Source organism: Arthrobacter sp. UYEF20 (assembly GCF_040546335.1).
In the GTDB taxonomy this organism is placed as follows: Bacteria; Actinomycetota; Actinomycetes; order Actinomycetales; family Micrococcaceae; genus Arthrobacter.
The window spans coordinates 13880-33726 of the sequence record NZ_JBEPNP010000030.1 but is presented as its reverse complement, the minus strand read 5'-3'; the positions used below and the strand labels follow the sequence as shown (position 1 = coordinate 33726).

At 63.9% G+C, this 19847-nt stretch carries 21 protein-coding genes; 12 read left to right on the top strand and 9 right to left on the bottom strand.

Going from position 1 to position 19847, the window contains the following annotated elements; all coding sequences use genetic code 11:
• Positions 1–234: 234 nt before the first annotated feature.
• From ABIB26_RS21680 to ABIB26_RS21665, 4 genes are all read right to left on the bottom strand, one after another.
• Complete coding sequence (locus ABIB26_RS21680; protein WP_354248052.1) at positions 235–2460, bottom strand: FtsX-like permease family protein; 2226 nt, start codon at positions 2458–2460, stop codon at positions 235–237.
• The gene (locus ABIB26_RS21675; RefSeq protein ID WP_354248050.1) at positions 2457–3170 is read right to left on the bottom strand and encodes an ABC transporter ATP-binding protein; all 714 of its coding nucleotides are present in this window, start codon (positions 3168–3170) and stop codon (positions 2457–2459) included. The genes ABIB26_RS21680 and ABIB26_RS21675 overlap by 4 nt, the downstream gene beginning before the upstream one ends.
• Positions 3167–3694, bottom strand: coding sequence for a PadR family transcriptional regulator (locus tag ABIB26_RS21670; protein WP_354248048.1), 528 nt, complete (start codon positions 3692–3694; stop codon positions 3167–3169). Before ABIB26_RS21670 ends, ABIB26_RS21675 begins: the two co-directional genes overlap by 4 nt.
• Before the next feature lie 245 nt (positions 3695–3939).
• Positions 3940–4665: a hypothetical protein gene (locus tag ABIB26_RS21665; protein WP_354248046.1), complete on the bottom strand. Its 726-nt coding sequence runs from the start codon at positions 4663–4665 to the stop codon at positions 3940–3942.
• 354 nt (positions 4666–5019) lie between these two features.
• Between ABIB26_RS21665 and ABIB26_RS21660 the strand changes: the two genes are divergently transcribed.
• Positions 5020–5274, top strand: coding sequence for a hypothetical protein (locus ABIB26_RS21660; RefSeq protein ID WP_354248045.1), 255 nt, complete (start codon positions 5020–5022; stop codon positions 5272–5274).
• Positions 5275–5693: 419 nt separating this feature from the next.
• Here the strand turns inward: ABIB26_RS21660 and ABIB26_RS21655 are convergent, their stop codons facing one another.
• Positions 5694–6629: an NADP-dependent oxidoreductase gene (locus ABIB26_RS21655; protein ID WP_354248043.1), complete on the bottom strand. Its 936-nt coding sequence runs from the start codon at positions 6627–6629 to the stop codon at positions 5694–5696.
• 148 nt (positions 6630–6777) lie between these two features.
• On the opposite strand from ABIB26_RS21655, the gene ABIB26_RS21650 reads away from it, so the two are divergent.
• The gene (locus ABIB26_RS21650) at positions 6778–7254 is read left to right on the top strand and encodes a MarR family winged helix-turn-helix transcriptional regulator (protein WP_354248041.1); all 477 of its coding nucleotides are present in this window, start codon (positions 6778–6780) and stop codon (positions 7252–7254) included.
• 365 nt (positions 7255–7619) lie between these two features.
• Here the strand turns inward: ABIB26_RS21650 and ABIB26_RS21645 are convergent, their stop codons facing one another.
• Positions 7620–8045, bottom strand: a complete 426-nt coding sequence (locus tag ABIB26_RS21645) for a winged helix-turn-helix transcriptional regulator (RefSeq protein WP_354248039.1) — start codon at positions 8043–8045, stop codon at positions 7620–7622.
• Between the two features lie 130 nt (positions 8046–8175).
• Here ABIB26_RS21645 and ABIB26_RS21640 point away from each other — a divergent pair, with 130 nt between their 5' ends.
• A complete protein-coding gene (locus tag ABIB26_RS21640; RefSeq protein ID WP_354248037.1) occupies positions 8176–9048 on the top strand; it encodes an aldo/keto reductase family oxidoreductase in 873 nt (290 codons plus the stop codon).
• 428 nt (positions 9049–9476) lie between these two features.
• Here the strand turns inward: ABIB26_RS21640 and ABIB26_RS21635 are convergent, their stop codons facing one another.
• Both ABIB26_RS21635 and ABIB26_RS21630 read right to left on the bottom strand, forming a co-directional pair.
• Complete coding sequence (locus tag ABIB26_RS21635; protein WP_354248035.1) at positions 9477–9845, bottom strand: VOC family protein; 369 nt, start codon at positions 9843–9845, stop codon at positions 9477–9479.
• Between the two features lie 210 nt (positions 9846–10055).
• Positions 10056–10811, bottom strand: coding sequence for a MerR family transcriptional regulator (locus tag ABIB26_RS21630; RefSeq protein WP_354248056.1), 756 nt, complete (start codon positions 10809–10811; stop codon positions 10056–10058).
• A 478-nt stretch (positions 10812–11289) separates the two neighbouring features.
• On the opposite strand from ABIB26_RS21630, the gene ABIB26_RS21625 reads away from it, so the two are divergent.
• The 5 genes from ABIB26_RS21625 (at position 11290) to ABIB26_RS21605 (ending at position 14214) form a co-directional block, all read left to right on the top strand.
• Positions 11290–11901, top strand: coding sequence for a DUF305 domain-containing protein (locus ABIB26_RS21625; RefSeq protein WP_354248032.1), 612 nt, complete (start codon positions 11290–11292; stop codon positions 11899–11901).
• A gap of 79 nt (positions 11902–11980) precedes the next feature.
• Entirely contained in the window at positions 11981–12859 is an 879-nt protein-coding gene (locus ABIB26_RS21620) for a F510_1955 family glycosylhydrolase (protein ID WP_354248030.1), read from the top strand.
• 142 nt (positions 12860–13001) lie between these two features.
• Positions 13002–13223, top strand: coding sequence for a hypothetical protein (locus ABIB26_RS21615; RefSeq protein ID WP_354248027.1), 222 nt, complete (start codon positions 13002–13004; stop codon positions 13221–13223).
• A 164-nt stretch (positions 13224–13387) separates the two neighbouring features.
• Complete coding sequence (locus ABIB26_RS21610) at positions 13388–13645, top strand: SHOCT domain-containing protein (RefSeq protein WP_354248025.1); 258 nt, start codon at positions 13388–13390, stop codon at positions 13643–13645.
• Between the two features lie 44 nt (positions 13646–13689).
• Positions 13690–14214 carry a sulfocyanin-like copper-binding protein gene (locus ABIB26_RS21605; RefSeq protein ID WP_354248022.1) on the top strand — a complete coding sequence of 175 codons (525 nt, stop codon included), beginning with the start codon at positions 13690–13692 and terminating at the stop codon, positions 14212–14214.
• Between the two features lie 66 nt (positions 14215–14280).
• Here ABIB26_RS21605 and ABIB26_RS21600 read toward each other — a convergent pair whose 3' ends face one another.
• Positions 14281–14565, bottom strand: coding sequence for a hypothetical protein (locus ABIB26_RS21600; RefSeq protein ID WP_354248021.1), 285 nt, complete (start codon positions 14563–14565; stop codon positions 14281–14283).
• Between the two features lie 610 nt (positions 14566–15175).
• Here ABIB26_RS21600 and ABIB26_RS21595 point away from each other — a divergent pair.
• From ABIB26_RS21595 to ABIB26_RS21580, 4 genes are all read left to right on the top strand, one after another.
• Positions 15176–15544, top strand: coding sequence for a hypothetical protein (locus ABIB26_RS21595; protein WP_354248018.1), 369 nt, complete (start codon positions 15176–15178; stop codon positions 15542–15544).
• Positions 15545–16055: 511 nt separating this feature from the next.
• Complete coding sequence (locus ABIB26_RS21590; RefSeq protein ID WP_354248016.1) at positions 16056–17141, top strand: glycosyltransferase family 4 protein; 1086 nt, start codon at positions 16056–16058, stop codon at positions 17139–17141.
• A 428-nt stretch (positions 17142–17569) separates the two neighbouring features.
• Positions 17570–18073 (top strand): RNA polymerase sigma factor, encoded by a 504-nt coding sequence (locus ABIB26_RS21585; RefSeq protein WP_354248014.1) that lies wholly within the window; start codon positions 17570–17572, stop codon positions 18071–18073.
• Between the two features lie 582 nt (positions 18074–18655).
• Positions 18656–19537: a PTS glucitol/sorbitol transporter subunit IIA family protein gene (locus ABIB26_RS21580; RefSeq protein WP_354248012.1), complete on the top strand. Its 882-nt coding sequence runs from the start codon at positions 18656–18658 to the stop codon at positions 19535–19537.
• The last annotated feature ends 310 nt before the right edge of the window (positions 19538–19847 follow it).

Genomic DNA, 19847 nt, shown 5'->3' with positions numbered 1-19847 from the left:
GACCCACGCGAGAAAACCGGCCTATCCGCACACTAGCTCCGCCTCCGCGAGCAGCACCACAAAGTGATCCCTTTCAATGACGTGGCGCCACGCTGTAGCACCAGCAGGCAGCTCTGCCCGTAAGCCGAAGGATCAGCGGGACACCTCGCTGCCGGAGTCCAGTTGCTTGAAACGGGTGATCACTGACGGCGTATCTATCCTTATTCAAAGAGCGCCGGGCCGACCCTCGATGCTTCACTCGAACCGGGTGGAGGCGAGTGCGGTGTTGGGGCGGATGAGTCCGAAGGTGGCAGTCACAGCGGCCAGGGCGAGCAGGAGACTGAGGGACAGCGCGGCGTAGTACTCGGTGCTGGGCCAGGTAATGGTCCTGCCGCCGCCGAATGAGGTGATCATGAGCCATGCGACGAAGAACCCGAGCCCGACCGATAGCAGCAAAACGGCCAGGAGGGGCACCGCGGCCTCCTGAACAATGACCTTGCGCAGGACGGACACGGGCATGCCCATCAGCCGCATCAGGCCCAGCACGCGTTTGCGGTCCAGGATCGCTGCGGCGGTGGACACGGCGAGGGAGATTCCCGCGATGACGACGGCCACGAAGACTCCAATGTAGGCAAGTGCCGCCAATCCCTGGATAAGTCGGGTGTTGCTCATCGTTGCAGTGTCCGCCCGTGAGGCGGCAGGCATGCCAGTCACGCCCGACGTGTTCAAGGACGTGCGCGCCCGGTCAATGGCCTCGGGCGTCCCGTCGGTACTGACCACCATCAGAACCGGTACCAGGCCGGCCAAAGTGTCAACGGGTGCGGCCGTAAGAGGGACCGGCTTGGTGGTCCAGGGCTCTATGAACGACGCGTCGAAGGCCACGATTTTCTCCGCCCGGGTTTCCGGGAACCCGAGGGATAGGGCATCGGCGGCTGCAACATAAATGTCCATGGTGTCGCCCCGGCCCAGGGCCGTTTGGGTGTAGCCGATGGTGGCGTCTTGGATTCCTGTAAGTTCTTTGGTGCTCCGGGCCACGGCGGAGACCTGGCCCTGTGTGTAACCGGGTGCTACTAGAGCGTAGACGCTGGTGGGCAGCAGCAGCCCGGCCCGGGCCTGGGGTGTCTCGACCGTCCCGATGGCGCTGATGCCTCCGGCGAAAACGGAGACCATGAACACGGCAATGACCAGCCCGGACACGGAACGGAAAACTGCCACGGGGGTCCGGCGGATCCGGCTGGCGGCGATGACCGTTGAAGCTGTACGTGCCCGCTGTAACCCGACGTTGCTGACCGCCTTGGTCAGCCACGGGCCGATGGTCACGATGCCAACTGCGGTCACTGCGAATCCGCCGATCAGTAGCGGAGAAGTCCACGGATTCCCATCGGTATCGATCTTGGTCAGTACGGTTCCGGTGGCCATGCACGTCAGTCCGGCCAGCAACGGCACGGCACGCCATACAGTGGGGGTTTTCTCGTGCATGGCCCGGGTGACTCCCAACGGGCCGATTCCGCTCCTGGCGGTACGGCCTGCTCCCACCAGCGCGGCGGCCAGCACCACGAGGACGACGACGGCGGCAGCGAATCCCGCGCCGAACGTGAAATCTGCGAGGAACATCCTCAAGCCGTTGACGGGTATCTCCGCTGCGGCCGGCCTGAAGACGCCAGCCAGGATGACGCCCAGGAGGGCCCCGGCCGAGCTGGGGACGGCTGTCTCGACGGCCGCCATTCCGGCGACCAGCCGGGGCGAAGCACCAATCAGGCGAAGGGTGGCAAAGCGTTCCCGGCGCTGGGCCGCGCCCAGCCCGGTCGCAATGCTGACCAAGAGCAGCACCGGGAAAAGTACCGCGATTCCGCCCACTAACAGAGCCGTCCGGTACAAACTGGCGCTCTCGCCGTAGGGATTGGTGGTGAACTCGGTGACGAGCATTGCTGCCGGGCCCTGGCGGAGCTGGGCCTCCGTGACGCCGGTGATGACCACCAAAGCGTCGGGCCCGGGGAGGGCCGTGTCATCGATCATGCCCACGAACTGTCCATACCGCTCCCCGAGCTCTTCGGCCGGGGTCGATTCGATAAGTCGCTGCAGGGCGGGCGAGGCGTAGTACTGTCCCGGGGCCGGCGGGGACGCGATGCCGGGAATCTTCACTGTGGTTGTGGGAAGCGCTGCGATCTCGCGGTGGCTGATGGGCTGGTCGCGGAAGACATCCACCGGGAATCCCAGCAGAATCCTTTCCGGTGTCAGGGGTATGGGCTTCAGAGGTTGGTTCCCGGGCCGGCCGGCAGCTTCCGGTGAAACGGTGGCCGAGGGTTGCCCCATCTCCCTGAGCCACGCGCCTCGCGCATCGCGCTGGGCCAGCCCGTTGGCTGCGCTCCACAGCAGAAGCACCAGGCACACACCGATCGCTACCCCACCGCCGATGCCGGCCATCCGGCCCCAGGAGGATCTGCTGCCCAGCAGCGCGATTTTCAGGACAGTCGGGTTCATGCCGCGACCCTGTGGCCGGCCGAGAGGCGCCCGTCGCGCACGACTACTTCCCGGTCGGCGTAAGCGGCGGTGCGTGCGTCGTGGGTGATCATCACTACCGTGGTACCCGCTTCCCGGACAAGGTCAAGCATCAGCGTCAGGACGTTCTCAGCCGCCAGGGAATCCAGGGATCCGGTGGGCTCGTCGGCGAACAACACCGCAGGAGAGGTCACCAGGGCACGGGCAATGGCCACGCGCTGGGCCTGGCCCCCGGACAGTTCCCCGGGCAGCTTGCCGGAGAATCCGTCCAGCCCGAGTCGCGCCAGCAGGTCAGCCGAGCGGTGCAAAGCCTCGGAGCGTTTAGTGCCGCCCAGGAGCAGGGGCAGGCTCACGTTATCGAGCGCCGTGAGTTCGGGCAGCAGCTGGCCGAACTGGAAAACGAAACCGAAGTCGGTCAGCCGCAGACTGGACCGTTCAGCTTCACCCAAACCACTGATATTGACAGGAGCCTTAGCGCGGGACGCATAGGAAACGGTGCCGCGGCCCGGGGCAAGGATGCCGGCCAGGCAGTGCAGCAGAGTGGACTTGCCTGATCCCGACGGCCCCATGACGGCGAGCACTTCGCCGGGGTGGACGTCAAGGTCTATGCCGCGCAGCGCCTCGGTCGGCCCGAACGAGTGCTGGACCCCGCGGGCGCTGAGGATGGGGGAAGTGGTGTCGATCGTTTTCATGCGATCTGGAGCTCCTTCTTTAGTTCGGTCAGGCGGGCGCCGGTCAGGTCGATCCAGCGCAGGTCAGCCTCGATGTGGAACAGTCCGTGGTCGCACATCAGCACCTGCAGCAGATCGGCATCGCGCTTGATCCGCGTCAGCTCACGCATCCGGGCCATGTGCTCCGCGCGCTGCACATCGAGCAGCCTGTCGGCATCGTCGTCGAGCAGCAGCGCGACAACGGTCTTAGCGAACAGTTCGCTTTGCAGAGCCTCGGAGGGCACATCGGGAGTAAAGAGCCACTGCCGGACCCGATCCTTACCTGCCGGTGTGATCTCGTACTTCTTGCGGTCCGGGCCGCCGCCGGTCTCCTCGCCCAGCGCCCTGATCAGTTCGTCGCGGATCATGCGCGCCAGCGTGGAATACACCTGCCCGAAGGCAAGCGGCTTCTGGGCGCCGAAGTAGCGGTCATAGGAATGCTTTAGGTCATAGCCATAGCTGGGTTCGCGGCTCAGTAACCCCAGAAGGGTAAGAGTGTTGTTCACACCCCTATCTATACACTCAGTACATAGATAGATCCAGTCCAGGGGTTCAAGAGACTAAATCGTGTCGTTTTCCGGTGATGCCATTGGGATCGTCAGCCCCTTTTGGGGAACGACGAGCGGAACACCAAGGGACACGCCTGGGCTCCTGGGCAAATTGGGCCGCTTGGACCCGGCGTCTTAAGAATGACTTCTCAGGCGAGATCGGGAAAACCACACAAGCTGGAGCGAGCTCTTCTTGAGTTTTGTCAGAACTGCGGGCGTGACATGAGTCCTTCCAGGGCCCGTGGGTATCCAGCGGGGTCGAAGGCGTGCCCAGGAAATCCTCCCCAGGCTACTGACACCCTCAAGTATTCGGTCAAGGTGATGCCCGGCCGTCCTGCAACTCCGAGGAGAACTGGGTCGGCGCAGCCATCGGACAGACGAAGGTCATGCGTTCCCCCGCTGATGTTTGCCTTATGCAGCTCATCCGGCGCGAACGGAAAGAGGCCCGTCGTTAGCTCCTGCGGTTCGTTTTCCCATTCCCATTCCAGTAGTTCGACTCCGGGCAGGCACAGCGGGTCCGGAAACCCTGCGCCGGGCGGCATTGAGGTCATCATAGAGGGAGGAGTTTGATGGTAATAGACGCCAAGAGGCGGACTGTCTCCAAGCAGCGAGACTTCCCCGATGTGCTGCATGCTCGCCTTGAACGCTTCAGGAAGCGGACCCACTGAGGCTTCCACGGTCGCAATGCGAAGGGCCACATCGGGCGGCGGCGGCGTCATAAGGCCGGTATCGTGGCTCTCCGGCTCAAACCCCATCGCCAAGAGCTGTTCAACGATTCGCTCTATCTGCCTGCCTGCTCTGAGGATCGTTGTGGACGCAACATCTTCGACTTCTGCACGACGTTCGGGCGGAACTGGCCGCAGGTGCCGGATCTCAGCCCAGACTTCAAACCACTCACCGGCTCCATACCGCGCCACCAGAGACGTCATACGCACAGAGTATTCGAATGGAACTTATTTGCCGGCACGCGCCAGTGCGGGGAGAGTGTTCCCGGGGAACCCCCTGGACGTATAGGTTCCGATTGAGGAACCCTGAGCGGGACAGTCAATTGCCGAATGCAGTCAGGAGCCCTAACACCCACGAGGCGAAGTGGAGGGCCGCTGTTGCTGTACTCTCGCAATCAAGATGTGCGAGACCTGAATCGAGGGAACATTAGGACCATCCGACTTATCAGGCGCTTATTCTCGGAGTTGCCTGAGCCAGCGAGGACATATGAGCGGTGGTTCGTTGCCTTGTGTGCCCTTACCGTTCTTACCGGGGTGACGACTCGCCTGGATTGGGTGATGGTCGTCGGCATTGGCGTGGCAGGCGTTTTCTTAGTCCTTTTCGGTTGGTGCGTGTTTCGCGATGTCAACGGCGCCGCAAGCGCTTGGTCTACCTTCTACAGGGAAAGCAAAGGAATTGCCCCAGAAGGTTTCACTCTTGCCGATATTCCAACGCTCAAAGCCATGGGGTTCTGGTACATGCTGGTGGGCGCAGGGTTTCTGCTTGGAGCGATCGTCGGGAGTGTTGCCGGCCTGATTCGTCAGTTCGGATAGGCCTACCGCAACGAGTGCTTAGCGAGTACCAAAAGGGGAACGTCTTGCGGGCAGCTCGGCCCCCTTCACGCAGCATCCCTGACGTTGTTGCATGTTGCTGCTTGAGTTCAGGTAGCTTCTGTTCGTGCGTGCAGCGATCGTGCCGAGTGCGCGGGGCTGTTCGTCAGTGAGCCGATCGAAAAGAGGCGCCAGACATCGACGACGTGCAGCGGTGCTATTTTGGTCGGCAGCGAGAAACCCGCGTCGGTGAGCGTGGCAACGATCGATCGGCCGTCATCCTCGGCTCGCCCACGCACCACAAGCCCGCGCGGCTCGATGGCTGGACGAGCTCCGCTTGCGCCGTCGGCTATTGAAACGCTGGAGCCGGCTGAAACGGAGAATGACCCTGCGTGTTCCGCAGGCTCATCCTCCTCAGCCCGTTAGCTGACCGTCAGGACGGTCTTGCCGAGGAGCTTGCCATTTTCCGCGTCTTCGTGAACGGCGCGCAGTTCCTGCAGCGGCCGGCGGTCGACGATGTTGAGTTTGATCCGGCCCTGATCCAGGCGCGACACCAGGTCGGCCAAATGGGAACCGTTTGGCGTCACCCACACACTCGCTGTCCGCACGGTGCGCTCGTCATCGGCTGGCACAGCTCCAGCGGAGCTGACCGCAATACCACCGTCAGCGACGTAGGCCGTCAGTTTCGCCAGACCCTCCGGGTCGAGGCGGACGTGGTTAATCACGACGTCGAAGGGCCCGCCCACGGCCAATGGGCCCGCGTCGAGATCCAGCGGGCCGACGACCTTGGAGGCGCCGTGCTCGAGCAGACGGTCGGCATGCTGCGGCCCGTCGACGGCGGTCACCGTCGCGCCGGCATCGGCGGCGAGTTGCACGACGATGCTGCCCACTGCGCCACCGGCGCCGTTGACCAGCACGCTCTGCCCGGCCTGGATATCGGCCAGCTCGATGGCGGCCTGCCGGGCCGCCAGCCCGGTCAGCGGCAGTGCAGCCGCATCCGCCAGCGGCAGTGTGCGCGGTGCTGTGGCGAGGAACTCGGCTGCGATGATCGCGTACTCCGCGGCACCGCCATGCTCGTTCAACGGGAACATCCCGATGACTTGGTCATCGATCTGGAGCCCGGTGACGCCCTCACCCAGTTCGACGATCGTGCCGGCAACGTCCAGGCCTGGCGTGATCGGCAGCGGGGTCGGGATGGCTTCCGCGAGTACGCCCAGACGAATGTGGTCGTCCACCGGGTTGAACGAAGTCGCGGCTACTTTCACCAGCACTTGGCCGGGGCCGGGTACGGGGAGTTCCACCTCCTCTGCGCGTAGAACCTCGGTGCCGCCGAACTGGTGGTAGCGAATTGCCTTCACAGGACTCTCCTCATGGTGTTTGTCGTTAGCGGTCCTGCGGTAATGAGGACCGGAAGTTGCGCCGGGACTTGCCTGGGCAACTGAAAAGACTCTGCCTGAGTTGCCTCGGCAAGTCAACCCGGTTCAACTAGGGGTAGACTTTCGTGTCATGACCGATTCGCCCCGATGGCTCGACGAACACCAGCAGGCGGTGTGGCAGGACCTGCTCACCGTCGTGATCGCGCTCCCGACGCTGCTCGATCGGCAGCTGGAACGCGACGCCGAGACGACGAACTACGAATACAGCGTTCTCGCCCGCCTCTCCATGGCCCCAGACCTCACCCTTCGCCTCAGCGACCTGGCCGCTCAATGCGACAGCAGCCAGCCCCGGCTATCGAAGGTTATGGTCCGCTTCGAGCAACGCGGCTGGGTCACCCGTAGCCCTGATCCGGACAACGGGCGATACACACTCGCCACGCTGACCGAAACCGGAATGCAGAAAGTCGTAGCGTGCGCCCCTGGTCATGTGAATCGCGTGCGCGAGCTCGTGTTCGACCCGCTGAGCATCGCGCAGCAACGCAACCTCGGAATTGCGCTCTCCCGCATAGCCGGGACAGTCCGCGAACAACTCGACAACCGCAAGTGATGCTGGCCCCGTGACAGTTCAACCGCCCACCACCGGCCAATACGCCATGTGAGAACTCGACCATGCACTTCTGCAACTCACACCAATGCCAATGACCAGTGGCCACGAGCGGTGCCCGCAAGCGGAACGTTCATCGGCCAGAGGCGGCGAAGGGCTTCGGTCATGCAACCTCGCGGCTGAGCTGGCTCGACTTGATGAAGAGCTTCACCTGATGAGTGTCTGCGAGAACTGATGCAAGATGCTCCCGATCAGCGGACACGAGACCGAAGATCGTCCAGTGGCCCAAGTCGTCGCGCGTGAATTCGTAGAGTCAGCCCTTGACAGTAGCGCTGACCCGCGCTGGCGCCCGGATTTGCCACTGCGCCTCAGGCGACGCGACTGTCATGGGACTCGCGGTTGGCAAACACATCGTCCATATGCGTTTCCGCCCAGGACTTGAGGCCGCGGATCATCTGGAGCAGAGAGAGACCGAGGTCGGTCAGTTCGTAGGAGACCGTGACGGGCACGGTCGGTATCGCGGTGCGGGTGAGAAGTCCGTCGCGCTCAAGCGACCGCAGCGTCTGGGTGAGCATCTTCGGACTGACGCCGGCCAGGGTACGGGACAGCTCCGAGTAGCGCATCGCTCCTGGCTCACCGACGCAGTCAGGGCCGCTGCCGAGGGCGGTCAGGATCAGGGTCACCCATTTATCGGAGATGCGGTCGAGCAGCTTCTGACTGGGGCAGACAGCCAGAAAGGCATCGTATTTCGCCTTACTCTCGGCCTTCTTCTGCACTGCCGTCATGGTTGCCATCGAACGTTCCTCTCACCAGCGGGTGACTTACGCACCTGGAAGTGCGTACTTCCCGATAGGAAGCTACTTCCTCATACTGGAGCAAGGAGCCGTTAGGCACCACCCCCAGTTCCGTATGAAAGGCAGATTCTTGACGACACTCACCACCTCGCTTCCCGGCGGCACCTGGAACCTCGGCGACTTCACCGTCTCCCGTTTCGGCTACGGCGCCATGCAGCTCGCCGGCTCCTGGGTCATGGGTCCGCCGGCCGACCGCGATGCAGCACTCGCTGTGCTCCGTGAAGCCGTCGAGCTCGGAATCACGCACATTGATACGAGCGACGCCTACGGGCCGCGCATCACAAACGACATCATCCGTGAGGCGCTGCACCCGTACCCTGAGTCGCTGCACATTGTGACCAAGGTCGGTGCGAACCGTGACGCCCAGGGTGGCTGGCCCACAGCACGACAGCCCGATGACCTGCGCCGCCAGGTCCAGGAGAACCTCGAATCACTCGGCCTTGAAACGCTCGAGCTGGTCAATCTCCGGCTCGGCAACGCCGAAGGACCCGTGGCCGGCTCGATCGCCGAGTCGTTCGAAGCGCTCGTCGAACTCCAAAAAGAGGGCCTGATCCGACACCTTGGTGTCAGTAACGCGACGGCGGAACAGGTCGCGGAGGCCATAGCAATCGGGCCGATCGTGTGCGTTCAAAACATGTACAACCTCGCCTTCCGCCAGGACGACGAACTGATCGACATGCTCGCGCGGGAGGGTATCGCCTATGTGCCCTTCTTCCCGCTCGGCGGCTTCAGCCCACTGCAGTCCGAGGCGCTCTCGGCAGTGGCGTCACGGTTGAAGGCGACACCGATGTCCTTGGCCCTGGCCTGGCTGTTGCAGCGCTCGCCTAACATCTTGCTGATTCCCGGTACCTCGTCGGTCGCGCACCTGCGCGAGAACGCCGCTGGGGCAGCGCTCTCGCTCTCTGCCGAAGACCTCGTCGAACTCGACAAGATCGGCTGCTAATTGACAGACACATGTCCGGCACCTGCGTTCGAGCGATGGCCAGGCCCTGGCGCGGCGTCGCTAGCCCGATGCCGGCCAGGGCCACTAAGCGGGACTAAACCTGGACCACTCACCGTAACGAATCACACTCAACAGGAGGAATCGCGAGTCCAGCAAACAAAACAGCGCGGGTTGTCACTCTCCGTAAGCGGTTCGCGCAGTCGCGCCACACCATCCGGCCGTGGATACAATCCTGTTCAACTTCGGTCCGTAAGACGGTCGTCCACCGGGACGTCCAAGCGTGAATGGAACACCGCAGACGATCCGCATGGTTCCGGGGGCGTGTGACTTTCAGCGATAAATGGCGGTGTTTTCACAGAGCTATTTGGCGCAGGGTGCAGCCCGCAAGGGGATCCGTTGACAGGCGCTCCCGTGGTCTGTCCGAACTTTTAACTGTCGGTACTGGCCTTCTTTCGGGCTCCCAGAACGCAGAACTCGTTGCCTTCTGGATCCTCAAGTACAGTCCACGGCTGCTCGCCTTGACCAACATCGACCCTGCGGGCACCCAGAGCGACCATCCGCTCGACCTCGGCCGCTGGATCGTCCGGCCGAAAATCGAGGTGAAGACGATTCTTTGTTACCTTCGAATCTGCCACCGGCACGAAGACCAACCCTGGCAACCGGTCCGGTGCAGAACGAATTTCGAACTCATCGTCAGCTTCCAAAGTCACGACCCAACCCAAAGCTTTGGCCCACCAAAGTCCAAGCTCAGCCGGTCGTGCCGAATCGACAATTACTTGTTCCCATTCAAGACTCATGCGTTCCACTCTACTGAGCCGGACCCCCTGCCCGGTGAAGAATCCCTGCGGTCACCAGGGCGTCCGCTGAACCACCCTCCACCGGGCGCCCTACCCCCTGCCTAGATGTGTGAGAGGGGAAATCTGGCCTACAGTTTGAGGCCATTCGTGGAGTCCTGCGGCTGATACCACGATCTCCGATTCGAGCAACGGGAAGAACCTTGGGATGCTTCAGCCGCGACGAACAGGCTGCTGCAACTCGGTCACCCAGTCGGACTGATCCTCTGAAGTCGCTCGGACATACAGTTCCCGGCACGGCCCTGAGTGGACAAGCCCTCGGGCGAATATCTCAGCGTGGAGAGCCTGCCAGCTTTCGGCAATGTGGTCCATGGAGCCGAGATGGACGCCGCAGACGGCAGTTTCTACAGCGGGCAGTTCGATGATCTCGAAGCCGTCGCGTGCGGGTCCCGTGTAGGCGTAGCCGGCAATGATCTGCAGGCCATCTTCAACGGTCTCGTACTGCGCGACCGGCGTCGCCAGAGTCCCACACTTATCGCCGATGATCTCGGCAACAGCGTCAAAGGAGGGACCCACGACACTTGCGACCTCAGGTTGGTCTGCTACGACCGCGCGGCGGGCTGCGAGGCGGGCAGCGGGCAGGGGCTTCTCGATGATCTCGATCTGGGACATGTGGTTCTCTTTCTCGATGAGATGGAGCCGCCGTTGCACGTCAACGAGTCGGCCAGAAGCGATCTGGTGTTCCTGCTCAACCTCTGCGCGGCGAATACGCAACAGAGCTGCGATGCGATCAGCCTCGACGCCATGGTCAAGAATCGACGAGATGTCGTTAAGACCGAAACCGAGCTGGCGCAGTGCAACGATGCGATGCAGACGCTCAAGTTGAGAAGGATCATAGGATCGGTAGCCGCTGAACTCGTCCACGTGAATTGGCACGAGCAGACCTGCGGCATCCCAATGCCGAAGCATGCGATGGGTCACCTGCCCGATCTGCGCGAAAGCTCCGATGGATAACATGTCTTAGTTCTCTCGCCTTCCACAGTGTCAGAGTCAAGTGTCGCTCGAATCAGTCGCAACCCGGCCGTTTCGCATCCTTCGGGATTCGAGACGTCGCACTGGCCTGGCAATGGCGCCGTTTGGTGGGTCTATATTTTTCCCTAGTTCATGTCAGCTTCCGAAGTAGACTGCACGGAATGTCCAAAAGCCGTCTGCACAGCCCGCCCGTAAGCCGGTCCCCCACCGGCGCAAGCGCCACCCAGAATTTCAAGATCATGATCGCCGTGTTTCCGCGGCCGGTGTGACTTTCGGCGGTAAATGGCGGCGTTTTCACAGCGCTATTTGACGCATGGTGCAGTCCGGAAGGGGATCGATGGGCGTTATCGGGGCATGATCGTGTAGTGTCCGACTTTCCCTCGGTCCGTCGTGACGATACGGTCCAGAACGCCCCATGAAGAAAACTCTGACCATTACTGCCCTTGGAATTGCCTCCGCCATAGCCCTCGCGGGCTGCGCCGGGACCTCCGGCAGCACACCCGCCAGCTCCATTCCGGGCATGGGCCAAACCGGGATGGGGATGTCCTCGAACTCAGCCCCGGCCGCCTCGGACCACAACGCGGCGGACACCATGTTCACCCAAGGGATGATCCCGCACCACGCCCAGGCCGTGGAAATGAGCGACATGATGCTCAAGAAGCAGGGCATGGATGCCCGGATCACCGCTCTCGCAACCAAGATCAAGGCCGCGCAGGCACCCGAAATCGAGCAGATGACGGGCTGGCTCACGACCTGGAACGAACCGACGCAGATGGCGTCCGGCCATGGCATGGGCGAGGGGATGATGGGCGATGACCACCTGAAGAAGCTCGGCGCCGCCCAGGGCGCCGAAGCGGCCAAGCTCTTCCTGACCCGGATGATCGCCCACCACCAGGGCGCCGTGGCGATGGCCACGACTGAAATCAGCCAAGGCAAGAACCCCGACGCCATCCAGCTGAGCAAGGCCATCGTGACCTCCCAGACAGCCGAAATCAAGGAAATGCAGGACCTGCTGGCCACCCTCTGACCGGTGTCCTCCGGCGCCGGCCCGTCACGGGCCGGCGCCATCGCCCTTGCCATGCCCCGCCTGAATCCCTGGAGTCCCCATGCCCCGTCCCTCCCTTCCCCGGCGCCGCGCCGCAGCCGTCCTGGCAGCCGGCGCCGCCCTCATCCTCGCCCTCTCGGCATGCAGTCCCTCCTCCGGCACGGCAGGCCCCTCACCGGCCGGCACCGGCAGCGGCCTGCCTGACGCGCACATTCACGGTCTGAGCGTCAGCAGCGAAACCGGCCAGGTGCTCCTGGCCACGCACGATGGCCTGTTCGACGTCACGAAAAAACCAGCCACCAAAATCGGCGCCACCAACGACCTGATGGGATTCACCGGCGGCACGGACCACGGCGTCCTCTACGCATCCGGACACCCAGGGGAAGGCTCCGGCCTTCCCAATCCGATCGGGCTGATCAGATCCACCGACGCCGGTAAAACGTGGGAACAGCTCTCCCGCCAGGGTGAATCCGACTTCCACGCGCTCACCGCGACCAAATCCGGAATCGTCGGCTACGACGGCGCACTGCGCACCAGCCCGGACGGGAAGACCTGGAACACGGTGGCCGCGGATTTCGTCCCGGCCGTCCTCGCCGGAAACCCCACCAGCGACAACGTCCTGGCCACCACCCCACAAGGGATCCGCCGCTCAACGGACGGCGGTCAAACCTGGACCGGGGCGGACTCCGGACCCGTGGTCCAGTTCGCCGCCTTCGCCAGCCCCGCCGAAGCGGTTGGAGTCGAACCGGACGGGACAGTCCACTACTCCGCGGACGCCGGCGCGACCTGGACCCAAAAGGGCAAAATCCAGGACACGGTCCAGGCTGTGGCGGCAGTGAAGCGCCCGGATGCAAAGCTGGCGATCTGGGCCGCCACTGCCAGCGGGCTCCTCGTCTCCACCGACGGCGGAATGACGTTCCGTCCCGCCAACGCCTCCTGACCCCGCGATGCCCCGTCCGGAGACCAGAAGTACGGTGCGCCGCTGGATACTGACTGGCTGAATCCTGCTGGCCGCGGCCGGCCTGGATGTTGCCGCCTCATACGGGATCGGCACATCATCCTCCGCCCGCAGCGGCATCACCGTGGAGCTCGGGCTTGCCATGATGGTCCTCGCCCTCGTGTGGTCCATCTTCCGCGACGAGGTCCTCCGGTACCAGCTGTGGCTCGGCACCGCTCTCTACGGCCTTCCGAGGCCGGCGGAGCCTGTCCAGGTCAAAGTCGCCGACTACGTCGGTGCGTTCCTCCGCCTTCTGCTCTTTCTTCCGGGTCTAGTCACCGTGCTCGCCGGATTGATCCTTCGCTAGCCTGTGTGGCTCCGGTCCGAGTCCTGAGACGAAGTCCGGCGATCCTGCGGCCCAGCACGAGGACCGTCATGCCCGGACTCCGGCTGTGACTGAATGTCCGCCGGGTCGTTGGGCACTGTTCCGGGAGGCGGCCCGGACATAGTTTCACAGGAGGATGTCTGATCATGATGTATGGCTGGGACGGGAACGGCTGGGGTATCGGCGCGTGGGTGGCCATGGCCCTGTTGATGCTGATTTTTTGGGGCGGGGTGGTCACCGTCGTGGTGCTCCTGCTCCGGCGTCCCCATCCGGGTGAGGGACCGGCCGCACCGCGGCCGCCGCACCACGACGCCGAGCGTATTCTCAATGAGCGCTTCGCCCGCGGAGAAATCGACGAGCAGGAGTTCACTGCACGGCGCACGGCGCTCAGGCGCCAGGATTGAACTCGTTGAGTCGCCGCGGGCAGGTCATCCTCGGGATCGCCTCAATGATTCTTTTGACCGCCCTGTCCCTCGTGGCGGTCGGTGTCGTGGGCAGTGTTGTGAATCCGGGGGGCACCGGTCTTCTGTCCCGGACCCGGTGCACGGCTCCGGATCTTCCCGGGCCGGTCGTCGGCGTTTCACTGACCAACATGGGCGGTCCCATGATGCGCCGGCCCAACGGCATGATGGGCGGTGCCATGCGGATGACGACAGATCGAAGCGCGGTGGCCCACGGCACGGTGTCCTTCCTGGTCACCAACATTGGCACCATCAGCCATGAACTCGTCATCCTTCCCCTTCCCGAGAACCAGATCCCCGGCACCTGCCAGATCGGCGGGGACGCCAAAATCGATGAGGCCGGCAGCCTCGGGGAAGTGTCCAACACCTGCGCGGAAGGCACCGGGCAAGGAATCCTGCCCGGCGCGTCAGGGTGGATAACCCTCACGCCGCCGCCAGGTCCCTATGAACTGGTCTGCAACCTTCCCGGCCACTACGCGGCCGGGATGTACACCCAGCTCACGGTCAGTTAGCACCACGAAGACCTCGGCACGATGGTTCTCCCGAAGTCCGGTGAGAAGTCGCATCAGGGCGTATCCTCAGGCATTCCCGTCTTCCTGGTACGTAATCAACACGACCGCGGAGGCGACGTATTGGACCGTCACTGGGCGGACGGGCTGGCCAGACGCACCTGGTAGGCCCGCCGGAACGGCAGTCACGGCGTGCGTACCCGACTCAATAGACCAGAGTCTGCTGCCTTCCTCTTCCAGCAGGCTCAAGGTGTCGGCGAGTGAGTCATCGAGCATTCTCTGGAGGGACATCATCGCTTCGGAGATGGAATGGAAGCCATCGGTGGCGACAACGAGGGACTGCGTTTTGGTCATAACAAAGGACTTTCCGTAGATCACGCGAGCTCAGCGCATCGCGTGCGTGAACCGAGATGGGGATTGAGGCAATGGATGTGGAGGTCATCCAGGAGGGATCTCCGGCGCGCGCCAGGCGCTTAGCGGGAGCGCTGAACGATGGACGTCCGGACGGACCCTCCGTGACGCCAACGCAGCTGCTGCACGCAGGCCGGCCCGTCGGCCTGAATAAGAGGGCCCCGGGTCGCTGCCTTTTACGTCCGACTGATTGAAAGCTGAACGATCGAAAGGCTAACCGGCACGGCACAGTGGAAGACGGGGCTCCGGCCTTGCACATAGCTGTCGCGGATAAATCCGCCAGTGCCTGCAGGCAGGGTTAGTAAGTCCGAAGCTGCGGCACGGGCTAGAGTTGCGTCGCGAGGATCGTGAACGTCGTGCGTGCAACCCTCGGCACCATCACGTAAATACTCCGTTCGGTCGACGGGGAAATTTGCCGTGTCTACCCCGGCCCTACTCACTCCTGGCCGGGCTGGCCGGCTCTCCCCTCGGGCTGCGGCAGGGTGCGGCCCGCGCTCTGGCCCTACACTGAACGCATGGTTGCAGCTTTGCGTGTGCCGGGGTCAGGCCTTAGATGAGTCTGTCAAAGATGTTCCTGGGTGCATTGTTATCCGCTTTTGCCGCCGTGGCGCTCCTGGTGCTGGTGCGCCGGGAACGCCGGGTCAGTGTCATGGTCACTGCAGCCGGTTCCGCGCTCCTTATGCCCATGATCTGGAATTCGATCCTGAACTGGACAGGAGCAATCGGCCTGTTTTCCCACGACCTGCCGTTCGCGCCGTTTCCGGTCAGCTGGCAGGACACTGGAACAGCCGTATTCACCCTCACGGGAACTGCTGTAGCCCTGATGGTCGGACCATGCAGGCACGATGCGCCCCGCAGTATTGCGGGAACAGCTGCCGCAACGGCACTGGCGGCCCTGATCATCGACGTCTACCTTTACTGACCCTTTGTGCCGCAGGCCAAGACTGTGCCTGCAATCAGTGATGCATCTTGCCAACGCTTCGGCCGATAGGGAGGCCTGGGTTGGTGTTGCCCCAGTAGTCGTAGGTGAGGGTGGCGGCTTTGGCCTGGGTGCTGTCAACGAACCGTCACGGGAAGCTGTACCGATGTCTGTTCTGCACGCTTACGGCGGGACGTCTTAAGGAGAATAGTTGTGGAACGAAATCCGGCGGCGGGTTGCCACCTTTCGAAGGACCAGGCCATAGCGTTCCAGTTCCTAGGATGTGGACCAGGTCCGGCCGTTGTAGGAATCAGACAATCCAGCGGATTTAGAATCTGCTCCCCGCAGCCAAAGCCTTCCGTGCAATGATGCAGGGGCAGGGCTGTGGTTGTGCGCCGGCGTGGGCGGCTCTACATTGAGGCATGACCAACCCATCGGGGCAATGTCCCTCGCCTGAGCTCATGATCACGGGCACGGCAGCGGCCGCCGGCTCCCGGCCGGCAGGAGGGCCGGGATGCGCATCGGCCTGATCGCTCCGCCATGGATCCAGGTTCCGCCCCCGGCGTACGGCGGTATCGAGTCCGTCATCGACGTGCTGGCCCGTGGGCTGGCGGCCGCGGGACACGAGGTCCTGCTGGCCGCGGCGGCCGGCAGCACCTGTCCGGTGGAACAGGTCCCCGGTGCCCCCGCCGGGGACCTGTCCAGAATGGGGATGTGCGCCGATGAGCTAGCGCACAGCGTGTTCGCCTACGAGGCGATGGCCGCCGTCGATCTGGTCCACGACCACACCCTGGCCGGGCCCCTGTACCGGCACCGGCCGGAAAAAACACCCCTCGTCACCACCGCGCACGGACCCTTAACCGGAGGGGCCCGTCCGATTTACCGGGCGATGACGGCCGAGGCCTCGCTCATTGCCATCTCACACCACCAGGCACGCTCCGCCCCTGATCTGAGGATCAGCCGGGTCATCCACCACGGCATTGACACCGCCACGGTTCCGCTGGGGCGCGGCGATGGGGGCTACGCGTGCTTTCTGGGCCGGATGCACCCCGACAAGGGGATGCTCCAGGCCATCGGGGCCGCACGCCTTGCCCGGATGCCGCTGCGGATCGGAGCGAAAATGCAGAGCCGGGACGAACACGAGTATTTCCGTGCCGTCATTGTGCCGTTGCTCGGATCCGATGTGGAGTATCTTGGCGAACTGAACACGGCGGAGAAATACACGCTGCTCGGAGGCGCCGTGGCCCTGCTGAATCCCATTCAGTGGCCCGAACCCTTCGGCATGGTCATGATCGAGTCCCTGGCCGCCGGCACCCCCGTGATCGCCACACCCCGCGGTTCCGCCCCGGAAATCGTCGACGACGGGGCAACCGGCTTCCTGCGCGGCGGAATCCGTCACCTCGCCGCGGCCCTCAGGCAGGCGGAAACGCTGGACCGGCGCCGATGCCGGCGCGTGGCAGAAACACGCTTCAGCGCCCGACGCATGGTCTCCGATCACATTCGGCTCTACCAAGAAGCCCTCGCCGGCCGGCCCGTTGCGTCCCTGACAGAAACCCTGGCACTGCCGGATGAGGAACGCTCCCTTATCCGACAGCACTGATGCGCGGCAGCGGTCACCGGCTCTTTCCACACAGACAGGGAAGCCACCTGCATCCCTTGTCAGCCGGGACACGCAGCACCCGAGCTCACAGAGCTCATGGACACCGTCCTCGCCCACGGCTGACAAACGATTACCGGACGGCTCCCTGGGAATCACGGGATGTTCGTTCTATATTCAAAGTATCTCCTTGGATGCGGAGATACTGCCTGGCTCCTCCTGCCGACGCCGGAGGAGCCAGCGCCGTATTCAGCGAAAATGAGGGACGTCCTCGGGGCCGGAAACCCGGAATTGAGCCGGACGCTCGGCGGATTCCAACGATCGTCGCAACACATGAGCATTTCGGAGTTGCATTGGCTGTAGAAAAGAAGCGACAGTTGAAGCCCGGTCCGCCAGGCAAGACGGCCGGGCGGGCGCCCTATATTCGGCTCATGAAGCAAGGATTCAACATTCTGAAGCCTGCCGGATCGTCGGAGTTGAGCGGAAGACCGGTTCGCACTGGCGCCCGGCTCACCGGATCCACCGCCGACGCCGACGACGTGGTCCAGGAATCGCTGCTCCAGGCCTGGCAGCAGATGGACACGCTCCGGGACAAGGGCGCCGTCCGGGCCTGGCTGATGCGGATCACCGGCAGCCGCGGCATCGACTGCCTCCGGCGCAGAAAACACTACCCGTTCAGCTCAGCACAGATGGAGACATTTGATCCCGCGACCGGACCCGAGGAGGCAGCCGTGCTGAACGCCGGCATGTCCGCGCTGTCCCTGGCCCTGGGCCTCCTGCCCGAAGACCAGCGGAAGTGCTGGGCGCTGAAGGAGATCGGCGGCCTGTCCTACGAGGACATCGCCCACGAACTGAACATCAGTCCCGTCAGTGTCCGTGGCAAACTGGCCCGGGCCAGAGCCACCCTGCTCAGGAGAATGGAGAACTGGCAATGAGCGCCCCCGGCGGCCAGGGCTGCGGACGCAGCCTCGAAGAACTCACCGGCTACCTCAAAACGGGCCAGTCCGCGGACGCGGTCCATATTAGCTCCTGCCCCGAATGCCAGGCCGCCCTGAAGCAACTGAACCGGCTGACCGGCGAACTCCTGGACCACGACCTCAGGATGGCAGGCACACCTGAACAGCCCTGGCTGCGGGAGATCCTGAACAATCTGGGCCGGGAAACCCGCTCAGGGCGGAGCATCCCGATCACCGCGGAGCACCCCGGGGACGACCTGTCCGAGACCGAGGGATCGGTCATCGCACTGATCCGTGACGTCGGCGACACTGTCGACGGAGCCACGATCGACAAATGCCGACTGCGCGGGGACATCACCGCCCCGGGCGCACCCGTCGATCTGGATTTGCGCGTCTCAGCCTTTTACGGGTACGCGTTCCACGCCATGGCCCAGCGGTTGCGCAACGCCCTGGAGGCTGCCCTCGCAGCCCACACCGAACTGAATATCCGCACCATCAACATCACGTTCTCCGATGTCCGGAAGGCCCCCCCGCCAGCCGCCAGCCGGAAAGGACCGGAACTTGAACACCCCCGAGCGTCTGAGCCGGCTGATCCGGGACATCCCGGGAGTCACCGCCCTGTACCCTGCGGATCCCGCCTGGCAGCGGACCGCCGCCGGCATCGCAGACGCCATCACCGGTGCAGGCAGCCTCCCGGAAGCTGCCGTCACTCTCAGCACGGTTGGCACGGCTACGAGCGTGCAGGTCAGGATCGGCGTGGACCCCGCCAGCCCGGCCCCGGCAGTCGCGCGGCGGGTCGCCGCCGCCATCCGGAACGAACTGACAACCTCTCCCCCAATTGCCACCGCCCCGGCTTCGATGGAGGTGACGGTGACCGTCCGGATCAGCCTGATCACGCCGCCTGAACACACCGGCGCGGCGGGCCTCCGCAAGCCGAACACCCCCGGTGACACAGCCCCGGAGCCGTACCGGGCGGACGGCCCCCGTTGCAACTACTGCGGGTCAGACCCGGCTTTTGCCGGTGACGGCCCCGAAAATCAGGAGCACGGTGACGGCGCCGAGGATGGAGAGCAGCCATGTCCTGAGGTTGAAAAAGCCACCCGGGCCGCCGACGAGAATCCGAGACCCGATTCACCCGCCAAGGATTGCCCCGAAAACTCCCATGACTTCAAGTCGTTTCACAGTTCCAGACCCCACCTCAAGAAGCTACAGGTCGGCGATACCGTACGGATACGCGAAGCCGAGTACAGGGTGACCACCGTCGGGCACCGGCACCATATGGTCCAGCTGGACCTTGAAGCACAGGACGGGGAGCACGCAACCCTCGTCGGCCCGACCCGCGCACGCCTCCCCTTCCGGGCCGGCAGGGCCCCTGAGCGCCAGGAAAGCGCTGTCAACCTTCCGAAACAGGTCCGGGACTTGCCCCGGCGACTGCTGCACTGATACCTCACAGCAATGTGGGGCCGCGGGCTCAACGGTATCGGCAGTTGCTGATCGCTCACTGCTTGCAGCCCGGCCCGGCGATCGCGCTTTGGGCCAGTTCGAGTTTGGCGGCCGAGTTCGGCTGCCAACTCGCCACGAAAACGTCACCCTGACCGTCCGACCGCGACGCGGCAACGTGCACCGGCCCCGGCCCCGGCGAAGACGAGCACCGGTACGCCGCTCCGGGCAGCCCGGGCGCCGAAGGAAAGAGTCAGGATGGACTGGGTACTCGTGGCCCGCGTTCGTCGAGGAATCCGCTGCCCACTTCCCG